General features: G+C 71.0%; 5 protein-coding genes. 3 read left to right on the top strand and 2 right to left on the bottom strand.

Annotated elements, in window-relative coordinates; genetic code table 11:
* Positions 1-435 precede the first annotated feature (435 nt).
* Positions 436-3,939 (bottom strand): hypothetical protein, encoded by a 3,504-nt coding sequence (locus tag R5W23_RS18975; protein WP_320687640.1) that lies wholly within the window; start codon positions 3,937-3,939, stop codon positions 436-438.
* A 237-nt stretch (positions 3,940-4,176) separates the two neighbouring features.
* On the bottom strand, positions 4,177-5,262 hold the full coding sequence (locus R5W23_RS18970; RefSeq protein WP_320687639.1) for a S49 family peptidase: 1,086 nt from the start codon (positions 5,260-5,262) through the stop codon (positions 4,177-4,179).
* A 340-nt stretch (positions 5,263-5,602) separates the two neighbouring features.
* On the opposite strand from R5W23_RS18970, the gene R5W23_RS18965 reads away from it, so the two are divergent.
* From R5W23_RS18965 to R5W23_RS18955, 3 genes are all read left to right on the top strand, one after another.
* Positions 5,603-13,447: a polyketide synthase gene (locus R5W23_RS18965; RefSeq protein ID WP_320687638.1), complete on the top strand. Its 7,845-nt coding sequence runs from the start codon at positions 5,603-5,605 to the stop codon at positions 13,445-13,447.
* Between the two features lie 331 nt (positions 13,448-13,778).
* Positions 13,779-17,162 (top strand): polyketide synthase dehydratase domain-containing protein, encoded by a 3,384-nt coding sequence (locus R5W23_RS18960; protein ID WP_320687637.1) that lies wholly within the window; start codon positions 13,779-13,781, stop codon positions 17,160-17,162.
* A complete protein-coding gene (locus tag R5W23_RS18955) occupies positions 17,162-17,434 on the top strand; it encodes an acyl carrier protein (protein ID WP_010045537.1) in 273 nt (90 codons plus the stop codon). The genes R5W23_RS18960 and R5W23_RS18955 overlap by 1 nt, the downstream gene beginning before the upstream one ends.
* The last annotated feature ends 4 nt before the right edge of the window (positions 17,435-17,438 follow it).

Raw genomic sequence — 17,438 nt, 5'->3', positions numbered from 1 at the left:
GCGGGCGGGAGGGCAGGGGGGGGATCCTCGTACCGAATTCGGTTGAAGAGTGGAGGCTTTTTGTAGCCGGCCTCTGTCAACGAATTTCAATCCTGGGAAGCCGAATCCGGGCAACCACTTAGGAACTGAGGGCCGGCGGGCTATTTGGGCGCTCGATGGCCGGCTTGATCTCGCCCGCGTTAGAGTGCCCCAATCCCCACAGATTTCATGACCATTCGCAACTTCGGCGTCCCAGGATTGAAATTCGCTGTGTGAGGCCGGTGCGACACCACTCGTGTACCACCGGCCTCACAGAGGCCGGCTACAGAATACCGCGGAAATACGGATCCATCGGATTCAGTATCACTCATGGCCTGGCTGTTGATGCTTATTTTGGTCTGTGTCTTGTGACACAGGCACGACCAGCTGCATCGTGTATCACGCCCGCGGGGCGCGTTACGGCCGCGGCTGCGCCTTCTCAAGGAACATGGTTCCCCCGGCCGCTTTGTAGGCCTCTTCCAGCGGCGGGGTGGCTTTGATCAGCTCGTGGTAACGGTTCCGCACCTCCGGCTGCCACTCCGCGACGGCGATCCGCTTCTCGATGTCGGCGCACTTCCGCGCCACGTCGGCGTAGGTCTTCTGCAAGTTCGCGGCCTGGGCGGGGCCGCTCCGGAGCTGCTGGTTCGCCACCACGACGCACCGCTGGAGGTCGAAGAACGCATCCGCGAACGCGTTCCGCGCGTCGACGAGCGCCTGCGGGTCGGACCCCTTTTGTTGCTGCAAGCTGCCGAGCCGGGCGTTCTGGATCTGGAACAGCGTGGTCCACTGTTTCACCGCCAGCCCCCACTCCGCGCTCGCCTTTTTCAGGTCCGGTTCGGCCGCCCCCTTGGCCTCGTACAGCTCGGCCAGGGCCTTGCGGAAGTACAGCCGGCCGGCGCCCCACCCCGGCTTCTCGTTGGTGCCGAGGATCTCGTTGAGCGCCTTCTCGGCGTCGGCGAACTGCTTCAGATCGATGCGGGCCTGGATGACGGTGTGCTGGGCGATCGCGTAGTCGCGGATCTGGTTCGTCACCTTGCCGCGCTCCTCCTGCGGGATCTCGTCGGCTTTTTTCTTGTCCCAGTCCTTGTAGGTCGGGGCCGGGACCGCCTTGAGCGTTTCGATGGCGTCCGCCGACTTGCCGATCGACTGGAGTGTCTGGCCGATGAACAGGGTCATCGGGACCGTCAGCGTCTTCACGCTGCGGATCTTGTCCAGCAGCACGCCGAGCCCGGCGCCGAGGGCCTTGGCCTCGTCGGCCTTGCCCTCTTTCTGGCGGGCGACCATGAGCGCGGCCAGCTCGCGGGCGACCGGCTCGAGCAGGGGCAGGCTCTCCTCGATCGAGCCGCCGGCCCGGGCCAGCAGGTCCAACATCTTGGCGGCCTCCGGCGCCTTGCCCTGGCGCACCTGGGTGCGGAACCCGGCCAGGATCACGTCCACGCGGCCCTTGTCGATCGCGGCGGCGAGCTGCGCCACCCGGGCCTTCTGCCGCTCCTCGGGGCTCGCGCCGCCCCCCAGCCCGGCCCACCCGCGCACCTCCGCGGTCATCAGCGGCCCCTTGGTCGCCACCTGATCGAGGGTCGGTTTGATGAGCGCCATCGAGCCGTCGAACTGCCCGTTGTTGGTCATCGCCCGGGCGCGGAGGTAGAGCGCCCGGGTGTACGTGTCGAGGGCCAGGTAGTTCAGCTCCAGCCCGTCGAGGTTGAGCTTCTTGTCCGGGTCCGCGAGGCTCTCGAACGTGGGCACCTCGGCCAGGATCTCTTCGCACAGGAAGAGCGCCCGGTTGAACCCGGCGTCGCGGGCCTCGGTCTCCGGGTCGGCGCGGTTCTGGGCGAGCATCATGGACGCGAGCCGGCACCGGGCCGACAGGTACCCGCGGACCTCGTCCTCGGCCGCGATGAGCGCCGGCTTCGGCACCTTCGCCAGCTCGCCGGTGGCCCGGCGGAACAGGTTGGCCTTCTCGTCCTTGGACAGCTTCGAGTCCAGCGGCGCCACCAGCTGCGAGACGACGTACCCCTGGAGCAGGCGCACGCCGGTGAGCTGGGCGTACCCGGGCCGCACCTTCGCCAGCACCTCGTAGGCCTCCATGAGCTTGTTCTCGTCGGCGAGCAGCCCCGCGAGCCGGTGCCGGGCGGCGTCGGTGGCGGCGTCGTTGGGGTACCGCTCGTCGAGGAACCGGGCCAGCGCGACGGCCCGGTCGCGGTCGGTCCGGCGGGCGGCGCCGATGGCCTCCGGGCTGTCCCCGCGGGCCGCGCGGCTGGCGCTAACGTACCCGCCGATCGCGAGCAGCCCGGCGATGGCCGGCTTGCCCCCGGTGCTCTTGACCGTGTGGGCCACGTGGTCGCCCAGCACCGCGGCCTGGTAGAACTGGTCGTTTTGCAGGTAGTAGTAGATCAGCCGCAGCTGCACGTCGGTCACGTCGGCCGGGGCGTCCTGGGGGGCCGCCAGCTCGCGGGCGCGCTCGAGCAGGGCGATCACCCGGTCCCGCACCCGTTTCACCTCGGCCCGGGCCGCGTCGCGGGCCGCCGGGGCCGCCTTCGGGTCGGCGAGCGCCTGCTGCTCCTTGTCCTCGGCGGCGGTCAGCTTGCCGAGCTGGATGAGGGACGCCATCTGGGCCTTCTCGAAGGTCGCGTAGGCGAGCGGGTTCTGGTCCGCCTCGCCGAGCAGCCGCCGCACCGCGCTCACGCGGTACCGGGACGCCCGGGCGGTGTACTCGTGGTCGCTCTGGGCCAGCTTGCGGTAGATCCGCTCGGCCTCCTCGTACAGCCGGCGGGCGGTCTCGCTCGGGACGACGGCGGTGGCCGGGGGCTTGGGCGGCGGGGTGATCGCGTCCGCCTGGAAGTGGAGCGTGCGGGCCAGGAAGTAGTTGACCGCGAACACCTCGGGCGTCGGCCGGCGGCCGGCCCCGTACTGCCGCAGCCACTCCCGCATCTCGCCGACGCTGCTGTTGATCTTGGCCGCCGCGCGCTCGGCCAGCGCGGCCCGCGCGTTGCGCCGCAGCTGGAAGAACCGGGCCAGCCGCTTGCCGTCCTCGGCCTCGGCCAGGTTCGAGCGGAGCACGGCGTTCACCTCGGCGGCGGCCGCGCCGGCGTCGCTCTGCTCGTACATCACTTCGGCGTGCCACGCCCGCGCCACCCACACCGTGCGGCTGGTCTGCGCGCCCTTACTGAGTCGGTTGAACGTCTCCTTGGCGACGCCCAGGAACTTGGCCCGTTCCGTCTTCTGCGGCCCGGTGAGGGCCTCGTCGGGCATGTACGTTTCGGCGATGTTGAACTGGTTGATGCCGCTCGCCAGCTCGGCCTCGAACGCCTCGCGCTCCAGCACCCGGCGGGGGCCGGCGTCGAGCGCCTTGTCCTCGATCTGGGCCTTGAGCCGCGCGGACGCCTCGGCGAACCGCTTGGACGCGAGCTGGAACAGCGGCCGGGCCCGGGCGGCCTCGGCGGCCTGCTTCTGGAGAGCCTGCTCGCGGTTCCGGCCCTCGGCCGCGTCGTCGCCCGCCGGGGGCACCTCCATTTTCCGGGCGCGGCTCAAAACCTCCTTGGCGTCGAGCGACGTGAGCCGCGCCACCGACAGCAGCCCTTCGACCGCCCGCGGGTGCTTCGGGTGGTTCTGGACGAACGCGTTCAGCCCCTCCTTCGCCTGCGCGATCATGCCCTGCCGGGTCCCCTCGTCGGGCTCTTCCTCGGACGCTTCGAGCAGGCACTTGGACCGCTCCAGCAGCAGCGCGGCCTTGTCGTCCCCGGACAGCGGCTTGCCCTCGACCTCCTTGAGGTACTCGACGGCCAGCTCGAGCTGGCCGTTCTCGCGCAGCCCGCGGGCCAGTTCGAGCGGCCCCGGCGGCTGTGCGGCGGCCGGGCCGGCGAGCGCCGCCGCGAGCGCGACGGCCCCGAGCCACGGTCGGGGGGAGAGGGTGCGGAACGACATAGCTGCTCCCGGTTCGTCGGGTGTGCGAGCGAGACGTGGGCCTACCGGTGTTGGACGGACCCGGGACCGGTGGAGTTCCCAGACCTGAATTGTGGCCGCTCGGCGCGCCGCGGGCAAGTGGCGGGTGCCGGCGGCGGGTTTTCGCGTTTTTGAGATGGTGGGCCGGGCGAACGGAACCGGTGCGGTCGTCGGGGGGCGCGGGCGGCGCGGCTCCGGGCCGGGGCCGCGCCGCCGGGACTATTTCCCGCCCAGCCTTTCCATCGTGAGCTCGGGCTGCCACACGCTCAGGAAGGTCGGCAGCTTCGCGCGGTCGATCCCGGGCACCGACGGGAACAGCCCGGCCCCCTGGAGGGGGATGTTGGCCGTGATCGCGTACACCGAGCGAGCGGGGTCGTTGGTGCGCCGGTACATCACCACGCCGGGCCGCGCGGGGCCGCCGGGGCACCCCATCTGGGCCGCGACGCTTATGGCGTCGTCGAGGCTGCCGACCGCGTCCACCAGGTTCCGCGCCTTGGCCTGCGCCGCGGTGAGGATGCGCCCGTCGAAGGTGCGCCCGCGGTCGAGGTTCCAGCCGAACATCGACCCCTCGAACGGCGTCTCCAGCCGCTCCACCACCCCGGGTCGGCTCCGGCGGATGTCCGCGGTCAACTGGTCGCGGAACTCGTCCGCCATCGCCTGAAGCAGCTCGCGCTCGCCCTCGGTGAGCCGCCGGGCGGAGGTGCCGATGTCGGTCCGCTCGCCGGATTTAATGAGCTGCGGGCGGACGTTCACCATGCCCATCAAGTCCTGAAGGTTGAACAGGTTCAGGACGACGCCGAGGCCGCCGGTGACCGTCGCCGGCCCCGCGACGATGTGGTCCGCGGCGGAGGCGAGGTAATACGCCCCGCCGGTCGCGGTATCCATCAGGCACGCGACCACCGGGAGCCGGGTGCGGGCCTTGAACTGTTCGAGGTCGTGGCGCATCGCGATGCACGCCGCGACCCCGCCCCCGGGGCTGTTGATCCGTAGAACAACCGCTTTCGCGCACGAGTCGCACGCGACCGCCTCGAGCTTCTCGCGGAACAGGGCCACCGGGTTCTCGCCCACCGAGAGCGGCCCCACGAACGGCGTGTTGAGGATCAGGCCGTCCACGTCGATCAGGGCGATGCGGGGCGCCCCGCCCTGGACGACGACCGGCTTAACGTGCCCGGCGCTCGGGCTCACGGGCGGGGTGTCGAGACGGGTCTCGACGTTCCCGGCGACCCGCGTTTTGAGCTGGAACCGCTCGTTGTTGCACCCGATCGCGAGTGGGACTGTGAGGAGCGTGAGGAGAATGACGCGCATGTGCCGTCCCTTGCTCGGAGCCCGTGGACCGTCGAATTACTCGGTGTTATCGGCACCGCCGCACTTACCGAATCAGCCCAATTCCGGCATAACACATGCACTCCCTACAACCCGCCGTTTCGGACAGACCGTGCTGTTCCCGAAAGCAGATTACAGTTTGCTTCTAAGTCTCAATATGCCATAGCTCTCCACGTTGCCCAATTTGCCAAACCGACTCTGACTTCCGATACTGACGGTTGAGACGCGAGCGGCGGCCCGACGCTCGCGCGGATTGATGTCGGGAACGTGACCCGACTTCGAGACATTCCGGACAGGGAGGTCGAAGCCCTCGAGGCGAGTAATGGAATCGCGCGACATCATCGTTCTTTCTCCTTCGGGTGCCGCCGATCCGTCGCTCGCTATCGCCGCCTGCCGGGCGGGCGCGTGCGGGGTGCTGGATCTCGAGTTCGCCACCCGCGCCGCGGCCGAGCCGGCACTTGCCAAACTGGCCAAGTTCGCAACCGGGTTCGGCGTCCAGCTCCGTGCCGACGCCGCAGACCTGTTCGACCTCGTGGCCGGGTTCAATCCCGCGGTGGTGATCCTGGCCGGCGCGGATTCGTCCACGCTCACTTCCCGCATCAACGACCTGAAGCGCCAAAATGTGGTGGTCCTGCGCGAGGCGGTCAGCGTCGCGGAAGCCGCGCGCGCGGTCGAACTCGGCGCGGCGGGTGTCGTGCTGAAGGGCCACGAGGCCGGCGGGCGGGTCGGCGCGGACACGTCGTTCGTGCTGATCCAGAAGTGGCGGCACCGGGCCGAGAAGAGCGGCCCCGATGTTCCGTTCTGGGTGCGCGGCGGGGCCGGCACGCACACGGCGGCGGCGTGCCTCGCCGGCGGCGCGCGGGGGCTGGTTCTCGACTCGCAAATCCTGCTCACGCGCGAGTCGCCCGTTTCCGATGCCCTCCGCAAGCGCATCGGCGGGCTGGACGGGGGGGAGGCCCTCGTGCTCGGGTCGCGGCTCGGCGAGGCGTACCGGATTTACGCCCGCCCGGACTGCGCCGGCGCACAGGAGTTGGCGAAGGACGACGAGCGGCTCCAGAACGCCGCGCTTTCGGCCGAAGAGAAGCTGACCGCGTGGCGCGACGCGGTTCGCGCGCGGGTCGCGGCCGATCCGGCAGACGGCGTGTGGCTGGTCGGGCAGGACGTCGTGACCGCGGCGCCGCTGGCGGCGAAGGGCGTGACCGTCGCCGGTGTGGTGCAGCTCCTCTGCGAGCGCGCCGGTAAGGCGCTGGAATCGGCCAAGCGGCTGGGGCACCTCCGGCCCGACGCCCCGCTCGCGAAGGCGCACGGGACGAAGTACCCGATCCTGCAAGGCCCGATGACCCGCGTCAGCGACACCGCCGCGTTCGCCGCGAGCGTTGCGGGCGGCGGGGCGCTGCCGTTCCTCGCCCTGGCCCTTCTCCGCAAGGCCGAAACCGAAAAGCTCCTCGCGGAAACGAAAGCGAAGCTCGGCAGCCGGCCGTGGGGCGTCGGCATCCTCGGGTTCGCCCCGAACGAGATCCGGGCCGAGCAGCTCGAAGCGATCCGCGCGTACAAGCCGCCGTTCGCGATCATCGCGGGCGGGCGCCCGGACCAGGCGCGTCAGCTCGAGGCGATGGGCACGCCGACGTACCTGCACGTCCCGGCGCCCGGCCTGCTGAAGATGTTCCTCAAGGACGGCGCGAAGCGGTTCATCTTCGAGGGGCAGGAGTGCGGCGGGCACATCGGCCCGCGGACCAGCTTCGCGCTCTGGGAGGCGATGGTGGAGGTGCTGCTCGAGCACATCGGGATGCGCCCGGCCGACGACCTGCACGTCGTGTTCGCCGGCGGCATCCACGACGCGCGCTCGGCGAGCATGGTGGCCGCGCTGAGCGCACCGCTGGCCGAGAAGGGCGTGAAGGTCGGGGTGCTGCTCGGCACCGCGTACCTGTTCACCGAGGAGGCGGTAAAGGGCGGGGCGATCACCGCGCGGTTCCAGAAGGAAGCGCTGGCGTGCGGCGACACGGTGCTGCTGGAGACCGGCCCGGGGCACGCGATCCGCTGCATCCCGACGCCCTACGCCGACACATTCGAGGTCGAAAAGCGCAAGCTCCGCGCCGAGGGCAAATCGCCGCTGGAGGTGGGTATCGCGCTGGAGCGGATGAACCTCGGGCGGCTACGGGTGGCGAGCAAGGGCGTGGACCGCGCCGCGTCGGTTAACGGCAACGGCAGCGGGCTCGCGGACGTGAGCGGGGACGAGCAGTTCCAGCGCGGCATGTACATGATCGGCCAGGTGGCCGCGCTGTGGGACCGCGTCACCACCATCCCCGAGCTGCACGCGAACGTCTGCGACAGCGTCGTCCTCCCGGAGTCGGCGCTGAGTTCCCTCCACATCGAGCCCGAAGCGCCCCCGCCGTGCGATGTCGCGATCGTCGGGCTGTCGTGCTTCTACCCCGGCTCCACGTCGCTGTGGGGGTACTGGGAGAACATCCTCGCGAAGACCAACGCGGTCATCGAGATCCCGCCCACGCACTGGGATTGGCGCCCGTACTACGACCCGGACCCCCGCGCCCGCGACAAGATGGTGTCGAAGTGGGGCGGGTTCATGTCGGACGTCACGTTCGACCCGCTCAAGTACGGCATCACGCCGAAGAGCATCCCGAACATCGAGCCGCTCCAGCTCCTGCTGCTCGAAGCGGTCAACCAGGCGCTGGGCGACGCCGGCTACCTGGAGCGGCCGTTCAGCCGCGAGCGGACGTGCGCGATCCTGGGCGTGGGCGGCGGCGGGATGCCGCTGTCGGTGGCCTACGGGTTCCGCGCCTGTATGCCGCTGCTCGACTCGATCCCCGGCGTGCCGGTGAAGTCGCAGCAGATCGTGGACCTGGGCGAGGGGATGCTCCCCGAGTGGACCGAGGACTCGTTCCCGGGCATCCTGCTGAACGTCGCCGCGGGCCGGGTCGCGAACCGGTTCAACCTGGGCGGCCCGAACATGGCGATCGACGCCGCGTGCGGCTCGTCGCTGGCCGCGCTCTACGCCGGGGTGCGTGAGCTCCAGGACAACACCAGCGACGTCGCCATCGTGATGGGCGGCGACGCGGTCCAGACGCCCTACGCCTACGTCGCGTTCTCGAAGACGCACGCGCTCAGCCCGAAGGGCCGGTGCCGGCCCTTCGACGCCGACGCCGACGGCATCGCGCTGGCCGAAGGGGTCGGCGTCGCGGTGCTGAAGCGGCTCGCGGACGCGGAGCGCGACGGCGACCGGATTTACGCGGTCATCAAGGGCGTGGGCGCGTCCAGCGACGGCCGCGACAAGGGGCTGACCGCGCCGCGGGCCGAGGGGCAACTGCGGGCGCTGCACCGGGCGTACGCGCAGGCCCGGGTGAACCCCTCCAAGGTCGCGCTCGTCGAGGCGCACGGCACCGGGACCGTGGTGGGCGACCAGACCGAAGCCCGCGCGATCGGCCAACTGATGCGCGACGCCGGCGGGGCCGCGCAGACGTGCGCGATCGGCTCCGTGAAGTCGATGATCGGGCACAGCAAGTGCGCCGCCGGGCTCGCGGGGCTCATCAAGACCGCGTTCGCCCTGCACCACAAGGTGCTGCCGCCGACGCAGGTGGAGAAGCCGAACCCGAAGGCGAACCTGGACGGCGGGCCGCTGTACCTGAACACCGAGGCGAAGCCCTGGGTCCACGGCGCCGGGCACCCGCGCACCGCCGGGGTCAGCGCGTTCGGGTTCGGCGGCACCAACTTCCACACGGTGCTCGAGGAGTACACCGGCGACTTCCTGAACCGCCCCGAAACCGGGCTGCGGCAGTGGCCGGCGGAGCTGTTCGTGTGGCGCCGCGCGGACAAGGCCGCGGTCCTCGATTCGGTCAAGAAGGTGCGCGACGCCCTGGCCGCCGGGGCGCAGCCGACGCCGGCCGATCTCGCGGCCAGCGTGTGGCAGAGCAGCAAGTCGGCCGCCGCGGGCGCCCCGGTGCTGGCGGTGGTCGCGACCTCGCTCGCGGACCTGAAGGACAAGCTCGGCACCGCCCTGGAGGCGCTGCCGAAGGCGACCGACGCCCACACCGACCCGCGCGGCGTGTACTTCTCCGCGAAGCCGGCCGCGGGCAAGGTCGCGTTCCTGTTCCCGGGCCAGGGGTCGCAGTACCCCGACATGCTCGCGCAGGTGGCGATGGCGTTCGGCGAGGTGCGCGAGGTGCTCGACCGCGCGGAGGGGACGCTCGCGGGCGACCTCGACCGGCCGCTCGGCAAGCTGATCTACCCGCCGTCGCCGTTCACCCCCGAGCAGGACGCCGCGAACCGCGACGCGCTCCGGCGCACCGAGGTCGCGCAGTCCAGTATCGGGGCGACGAGCCTCGGCATGTACCGGCTGCTGTCGGCGCTGGGCGTCGAGGCCGACATGTTCGCGGGGCACAGCTACGGCGAGTACACCGCGCTCGCGGCGGCGGGGGCGCTGCCCGAAGACGATCTGGTGCGGCTGTCGTTCAAGCGGGGCCGCGCGATCCGCGAGGCCGCCGCGACGGCGCCCGGCGGGATGATCGCCGCGGACACCACCGCCGAGGCCATCGAGCCGGTGCTGAAGGGCCTGCCCGAGGTCTGGATCGCGAACCACAACTCGCCCACCCAGACGGTGATCGCGGGCACCGAAGCCGGCGTGAAGCGTGCCGCCGAGAAGCTCCAGGCGGCCGGCATCCGGTCGCAGCGGATCGCGGTGGCGTGCGGGTTCCACTCGCCGCTGATCGCGGGCGCGAAGCCGCCGCTCGCGGAGGCGCTCGGACAGGCCAAGTTCGGTGCGCCGAAGAAGCCGGTGTTCTCGAACACCAGCGCCGCCCCGCACCCCGCCGACGGGGCCGCGATCGCCGCGCAACTCGCGGAGCACCTGGTTTCCCCGGTGCGGTTCGCGGACGAAGTGCGGGCCATGCACGCTGCCGGCGCGCGGGTGTTCGTGGAGGTCGGCCCGCAGGCGGTGCTCACGGGCCTCACGGGCCAGATCCTCGCCGGCAAGCCGCACGTCGCGCTCGCGACGGACGCGAAGTCGCGCCCGGGGCTGGTGCAACTCGCCCACGTCCTCGGCCAACTGCTGACCGCCGGCGTGGGCGCGAACCTCGACCGGCTGTTCGTGGGCCGTGCGGTTCAGCCGTTCGACCTCGCGAAGCTCAGCGCCGACACCGGCAAGCCGAAGCCGGCGGCCACCGCGTGGGTGGTCAATGGCGTGCGCAGCCGGCCGATCAACGGGCCGGAGCCGCGGCTGCTGGGGCAGGCTCTGCCCGCGGGTGCGGCACCCGCCGCGACGGCCAAACCCGCCCCCGCGTCTGTACAATCGACGCCCGCGCCTTCTCCTTCCGTGTCGGCCGCTCCTGCCCACGGGGCTTCCCGTGGATCGGCTGAAACGAAGGTGGCGAAAAGCACTGCGCCCGCGCCGCAACTGAACGCCCCTGCGCGTGCTCCGGTGCAAACGACTTCTGCGACTGGGGCCGCTCCGGCTCGCGACTACCAGTCGCGGCCGGTAAATCATGTCGCCGTGCAAACGACTTCTGCGACTGGGTCCGCTCCGGCTCGGGGGGCTGACGCCCCCCGCTCGCCTGGCGCGCCCGGGGTTACCGCACCCGTTCCCTCTACCGCTGCCGTCACCACGCCCTCACGAGCGATGATGCACAACACCGATACACCGCCCGCCCTCCCCGTTCCGTCGGCCAACGGGAACGGCTACGCGCACGCCAGCACCCCGGCGCCGGACGGCGCGGCCGCCGTGATGATGCACTTCCAGGACGTGATGGCCAAGTTCCTGGACACGCAGAAGTCGGTGATGCTCGGGTTTCTCGGCGCGCCCGCGGCAGCCCCGGCCACGGCCGCGCCAGCGAACGGCCACGCGACCTACGCCGCGGTGCCGTACACTAACGGCCACGCGCACACGAACGGTAACGGCAACGGTCACGCATACACGAACGGCAACGGCCACGCGGTCCCGGCCCCGCGGCCGGTGGCCGCCCCGGTCAACCGCGTCGCGCCACAAACGGTCGCCCGACCGGCCGCACCGGTCGCTGCCCCGGCTGCACCCGCTAACGGCCGTAACGGGAAGCACGAGACGAACGGGGCGCACGCCCCGGCTCCGACTCCCGCCCCGGCCCCCGCTCCCGCTCCGGTCGTGGTTGCGGACGCGGGCGCGAAGAAGTCCGGTCAGGTTCTGGACCGGGACGCGCTGCTCGCCCAGCTCCTCGAACTCGTGAGCGAGCGCACCGGGTACCCGAAGGAGGCGCTCAGCATCGACCTCGACCTTGAGGCCGACCTGGGGGTCGATTCGATCAAGCGCGTGGAAGTGCTCGGCGCCCTCGCCGAGAGCATCGAGGCCGGCGCCGACGGCAAACAGCCGAACCTCGAAATGGAAAAGCTCAGCGTCATCAAGACGCTGCGCGGGATCGCGGACTACGTGATGGGCGCGCTGAACGAGGCGGCCCCGCCCGCGAACGGTAAGCACGAACCGGCGGCGCTGCCGGCCGCGCCCGCGGCGGGCACGACCGGCGACCTGCACCCCGGGGCGCGCCAGGGCGACGTGCAGCGGCTCGTGGTGCGGCTGATCGACGCGCCGCTCCCGATCCGGCCCACGTTCAAGCCGCCGACCGGTGCGATCGTCATCACCGACGACGGCCAGGGCACCGCGCGGGAGCTGGCCGACCGGCTCGCGGAACTGGACATCAAGACCGCGCTCGTGCGGCACGGCGGCGGGGACGGGTTCACGGCCGACCTCACCGACCCGGACGAGGTGAGCGACCTGCTCAAGATCCTCCGGTCGAAGGTCGGCCCGGTGTCCGGGCTGATCCACCTGCTCCCGCTGGCCGAACCGCCCGCGGGCGAGTCCGCCGAGCAGCGGATGCGGCGCGAGGTGAAGTCGCTGTACCTGCTGGCCCGCGGGCTCGAAGGCGACATCCGCGAGGCCGGCAAGGGCGGCTCCGCGGTGCTGCTCGCGGTCACCGCGCTGGGCGGCACGATGGGGTACGGGCGCGACCTGCCCGACGACTTCTTCGCGGGGCACGGCGGCATCGCCGGGTTCACGAAGTGCCTCGGGTACGAGTGGCCGGAGGTGACCGTTCGCGCGGTCGACGTGAGCGCCGACGCGCCCGCGCCGCGGCTCGCGGAACAACTGCTCGGCGAACTCGGCGACCCGGACGGGCCGTTCGAGGTCGGCCGCGACGGCGAGTTCCGGAAGACGTGGCAGGTCGATCCGGGGCCGCTCGCCAAAGAGACGGCGGCGATCGAACTCGACGCGAACTCCACCGTTCTCGTGACGGGCGGCGCGCGCGGCATCACCGCGAAGATCGCGCTGGAGATCGCGACGCGGTACAAGTCGCGTCTGGTGCTGGTCGGCAGCTCGCCGGTGCCGGTCGCGGAGCACCCGGACACGACCCCGCTGACGGCGCCCGCGGACCTGAAGGCCGCGCTGATGAAGCTCCTTCAGGCCGAAGGGAAGTCGGCCGCGCCCGCGGCGGTCGAGCAGGCGTACAAGCGGCTCCTGAAGGATCGCGAGATCCGGCAGAACCTGGACGCCATCCGCCACGCCGGGAGCGAGGTCGAGTACCGGTGCGTGGACGTGCGCGACGCCGCGGCGTTCGGCGCGCTCATCACCGGGCTGAACACGACCACGGGCATCACGGGCGTGATCCACGGCGCCGGGGTGATCGAGGACAAGTTGCTGCGGGACAAGACGCCCGAGTCGTTCGACCGCGTGTTCGGGACGAAGGTGGACAGCGCGCTGACGCTGGCCCGCAAGCTGGACCCGGCGAAGCTGAAGTTCTTCGCGCTGTTCGCGTCCATCACGAGCCGGTACGGCAACCGCGGCCAGTCCGACTACGCCGCGGCCAACGAGGTGCTGAGCAAGCTGGCGTGCCAGCTCGACCGCAAGTGGCCGGGGCGGGTGGTGTCGGTGGCGTGGGGGCCGTGGGCCGAGGTGGGCATGGTGGCGGACCTCGCGAAGCACCTCGTCGCCCGCGGGCTCAAGCTGATCGAGCCGGGCGTGGGGGCCGGGTTCGCGGTCGACGAGTTCGTGTTCGGCACGAAGGGCGAGCCCGAGGTGCTGGTGGCGGGCGGGACCGAGTCCGCGCCCAAGCCGGCGCGGCCGAGCGCCCCGGGCGAGTCGTCGCCGGTCCCGACGGGACCGAGCGGCTACCCGATCGCGTCCGGCGCGGGCGGCTGAGGAGTTTTGCCTTCTCCCTATTCATGGGAGAGGGCGGTTGTCTTGCGGACCCAATGCGGCTGGGTAAGGGGACGCCTGCTGACTCGTTGGGCGGCGCTTCTCGCCCTTGCTTTGCGTCGCAAGTCCAGCCCGGTTCCCAATGTTAACGCCATTCGGAACCACCCTCTCCCTTGCGAGAGAGGGGAAATCATATCGGGTCGCGTGGATTGGCTTTCGTCTTCTGTAGCCGGCCTCTGTGAGGCCGGTGCGACACCACCGGAGTAGCACCGGCCTCACAGAGGCCGGCTACAGAATGCAGCCCGCGCAATCCGGTATCACTACCTTTTGCATTATGTCTTCCACCCTCACCGACTCGCCGCTCCCCGCCACGCCGCCCGCGACCGGGTGGGACACGGTGCTCTTCGTGCTGCGCGGCGCCGACCGCGCCGAGTTGCGCGCCCGCGCGCTCTCGCTGGTCGCCGACCTGGAGCGCCGGCCCGACGCCGAACTCATCCCCCTCGCGGCGGCGCTCGCGGCGGAACTCCAACCCGGCGGGGCGCGGCTCGCGGTGGTCGCCGGCTCGCACGCCGACCTGCTCGCGCGGCTGACCCGCGCCGCGGACCGGCTCGGCGACCCGAAGGTCAAGCAGATCCGCGATTCCAACGGGGCCTACTACTTCTCCGAACCGCTCGCGGAGCAGGGCACGGTGGCGCTGCTGTTCCCCGGCGAGGGGGCGCAGTACCTGAACATGCTCGCCGACCTGTGCGGCGTGTTCCCGGAGGTCGAAGACACGTTCGCGTGGTCCGACCAACTGTCCGCGGAAGCGGGGCGGCCGGAGGCCTCGCTGCGCCGGATGCTGCACCTCCCACTGAGCGCGACCGCCGAGGAAAAGGCCGCCGCGGAAGCGGAACTGCGGGGCCTGGGGCCGTCCATCTTCGGCGTGCTGCTCGCGGATCAGGCGATCTACCGCGTGATCGAGCACCTCAAGGTGCCCGTGGCCGCGATGGCGGGGCACAGCGCCGGGGAGCTCGGCGCGCTGCTGGCGAGCGGGGCAATGGACACGCGCGAGTCGCACGGCTCGCGGCTGCCCGACATCATGGAGGTGATGCAGCGCCAGGAGGCCGACGCCGGCGGCCCCGATGTGGCGCTGCTCGCCGTGGGCGCCAGCAAACAGACCATCACCGAGGTCGCCGAGGCGGTCGCGGGCGGGGCGGTGATCGTCGCGATGGACAACTGCCCGCACCAGTGTGTGGCGGTCGGGCCGACCCACCTCGTCGCGGCGGTGGAATCGGCGCTCGCCGAGAAGGGCGTGATCGCGGAGCGCCTCCCGTTCAAGCGGCCGTACCACACGCCGCTGTTCGAGCCGTACATGGGGGCGTTCCGCGAGCTGTTCGCGGCCGTCCCGTTCGGCGGCCAGCACACGCCCATTTACAGCTGCTCGACCGGCGCGCTGTTCCCTTCGGACCCGGACGCGATGCGGGAACTGGCCGTGAACCACTGGGTTCACCCCGTCGAGTTCACGCGGCTGATCGAGAACATGCACGCCGACGGGGTGCGGCTGTTCGTGGAGTGCGGCCCGCGCGGGAACCTGTCCGCCTTCGTGGAAGACATCCTGCGCGGCAAGCCCTTCGCCGCGATCCCGGCCAACGTCCCCCGCAAGAGCGGCCCGACGCAGATCAACCACATGGTCGCACAACTCGTGGCGCACGGCGTTGAACTCAACTTGGGTCACCTGTTCGGGGCGCGGGACGAAGACCCGGCCCCCGGTCCCCTCACCGTTCTCGCCGACCCTGTCAGCGGAGCTTCTGTGGGTCACTGGGAAGGGAAGGGGAGTTCCGCCGACCTGCAACAAGCTGCGCCCACCGGACCGGCGGGCGAGCGGAGGGCGGTGGGGCGGTCCGACTTTGCCGTACACGACTACCTGCGCGTGATGGGGCAGTTCCTCGACACCCAGCGCGAGGTGATGTCGGCGTTCCTCGGGAGCCCGTTCGTTCCTTCGGCGCCGGCGCCCGCTGTTGATCGCCTCGTTCCCGTCGAGCCCGTATCCGCTCCGGCGTCCGAGGCGCTCCCGCCATTCTGTCTCGTCGAGACGGTGGTTCATCACGAGCCCGGGCGCGAGATCGTGTTCCGGCGCGTTCTGGACGAGCGCGAGGACCGGTACGCCTCCGACCACACTTTGGGCGGGCGCGGGGTGAGCCGCGAAGACCCGGGGCAGAACGGGCTGCCCGTGCTGCCCATGACGTTCAGCCTCGAAGCGATGGCCGAGGCCGCGTCGCTGCTCGTACCGGGCAAAGTGGTGATCGGGCTGCGCAACATCCGGCTGTTCCGGTGGCTCCCGCTCGACCCCGAAACGACCACGCTTGAGGTGCGGGCGACGGTCGCCGTGGTCGATCCCGGGACCGGCGCCGTCGAAGTCCGGGCGGACGTGCGCGACCTCGGCAACTCGTTCCTCCGCGACGGCGCCGGCAAGGCGTCCGCGGAGGCGGTGGTGCTCCTCGCCGACCGCTACCCGGACCCGCCGGCGCCGCTGCCGTTCGAACTGACCGACGCGGTGCCGTGCAAGAGCACGGTCGAGGACCTGCGCCGGAACATGTTCCACGGGCCGGTGTTCCAGATGATCCGCACGCTCGACACCACCGGGCGCGAGGGGATCGAGGGGACGCTGGAGGTGCAGTCGCGGGACACGTGGTTCCGCTCGAACCCCGACCCGCAGTTCGCCCTCGACCCCGTCCTCATGGATGCGGCGATGCACATCCTGGGGGCGTGGCACCTCGAGCAGCCGGACTGGACCGGCCGCATCCTGCTGCCGTTCGAGGTGCAGAAGGTCGAGTACTTCGGCCCGACGCCGCAGGTCGGCGCGCACGTCCTGGTGCGCGGGCACAACGAGCAGGAGTCGGCCCGGCACTTCCGGCACGGCCTCGAAGTGTTCGACGAGACCGGGAACGTGTGGCTGCGGCTCACCGGCGCGGGCTACTGGCGGTTCTACCTGCCGTTCGGGCACGTCAACTTCTTCGGGCCGAAGGACGAGTACTACCTGAGCCGCGAGTGGGCGGAAGCCGCCACGGGGAATTCGGAATTCGGAATTCGGAATTCGGAACAGAAGACACAAGGCAATTCGACTCCGCACTCCGCATTTGCAAAGTGCTACTTCCTGGAACCGCCCGCGGACCTGAAGCAGCCGGTGCTGCGCGCCGCCGGGGCGCGCGTGACGATGACGCCGGCCGAACTGGCCGTGTTCGGCACCTGGTCGGGCACCGACGCCGAACTGAACGACTGGTTCTTCGGGCGGATGCTCGCGAAGGACGCGGTTCGCAGCGCGTGGTCGCAGAAGCACGGCGAGGCGATGTTCCCCGCCGACATGGAAACAGAAACCGCCGATGGGCGGATCGTGTGCCGACCGCGCGGCGCTGCCAAGAGCGAGGCGTTCCCGAACGTGGCAGTCGCTGTTGCGGACGGGAAGGTGGCGGCGTTCGCGGCGTTCGCCGAGCGGGTGGGAATCGCCCTTCAAACGGTTCCCAAGAACGCGACGCCGGAAGCCGACGCCGAGGCCCGAACGGCGGTCGCCTGTGGGGCCGTTGCCGACGCCCTGGGCGTTCCGCGCGAGGGCTGCACCCTACAATCACTCGACGCGAACACCGGCGCCGCGCGGGTGACCGCGGGCGGGGCCGCGGTCCGCGTTCAGACGGCCCGTAACAAAGACGCGGTCGTCGCGACCACCCTGTGCGAGCCGGCCTGATGCGAACCGCCGACGAAGTTCTCTCCGCGCTGAGCGACGTGGTGCGCCAGACGTTCCCCGACCGCGACTTTCCCGACGCGGTCGATGCGTCCACCCGCGCCTTCGGCGATCTGGGGCTGGCGTCCATCGACCTCGTCGTGCTGGCCGAGCGGCTGGACGCCCACTTCGGGCGCCGCTTGCCCTTCGGATCGTTCCTGAAGGGACTACGCGACCGGGCCGCGGACGACCTCGAACTCGGCGACCTCGTCGCCTTCCTGCAACAGCACGTCTGATACC

The sequence above is a fragment of the Gemmata algarum genome, assembly GCF_034097035.1.
GTDB classification, from domain to species: Bacteria; Planctomycetota; Planctomycetia; order Gemmatales; family Gemmataceae; genus Gemmata; species Gemmata algarum.
The sequence above is the reverse complement of the archived record's forward strand: the minus strand, read 5'-3'. Positions and strand labels throughout refer to the sequence as shown.

What these genes read in the sequence shown, in the direction of transcription:
- R5W23_RS18975 (WP_320687640.1), bottom strand. Translation starts at nt 3,939, where the DNA reads ATGTCGTTCCGCACCCTCTCCCCCCGACCGTGGCTCGGGGCCGTCGCG.
- R5W23_RS18970 (WP_320687639.1), bottom strand. Translation starts at nt 5,262, where the DNA reads ATGCGCGTCATTCTCCTCACGCTCCTCACAGTCCCACTCGCGATCGGG.
- R5W23_RS18965 (WP_320687638.1), top strand. Translation starts at nt 5,603, where the DNA reads ATGGAATCGCGCGACATCATCGTTCTTTCTCCTTCGGGTGCCGCCGAT.
- R5W23_RS18960 (WP_320687637.1), top strand. Translation starts at nt 13,779, where the DNA reads ATGTCTTCCACCCTCACCGACTCGCCGCTCCCCGCCACGCCGCCCGCG.
- R5W23_RS18955 (WP_010045537.1), top strand. Translation starts at nt 17,162, where the DNA reads ATGCGAACCGCCGACGAAGTTCTCTCCGCGCTGAGCGACGTGGTGCGC.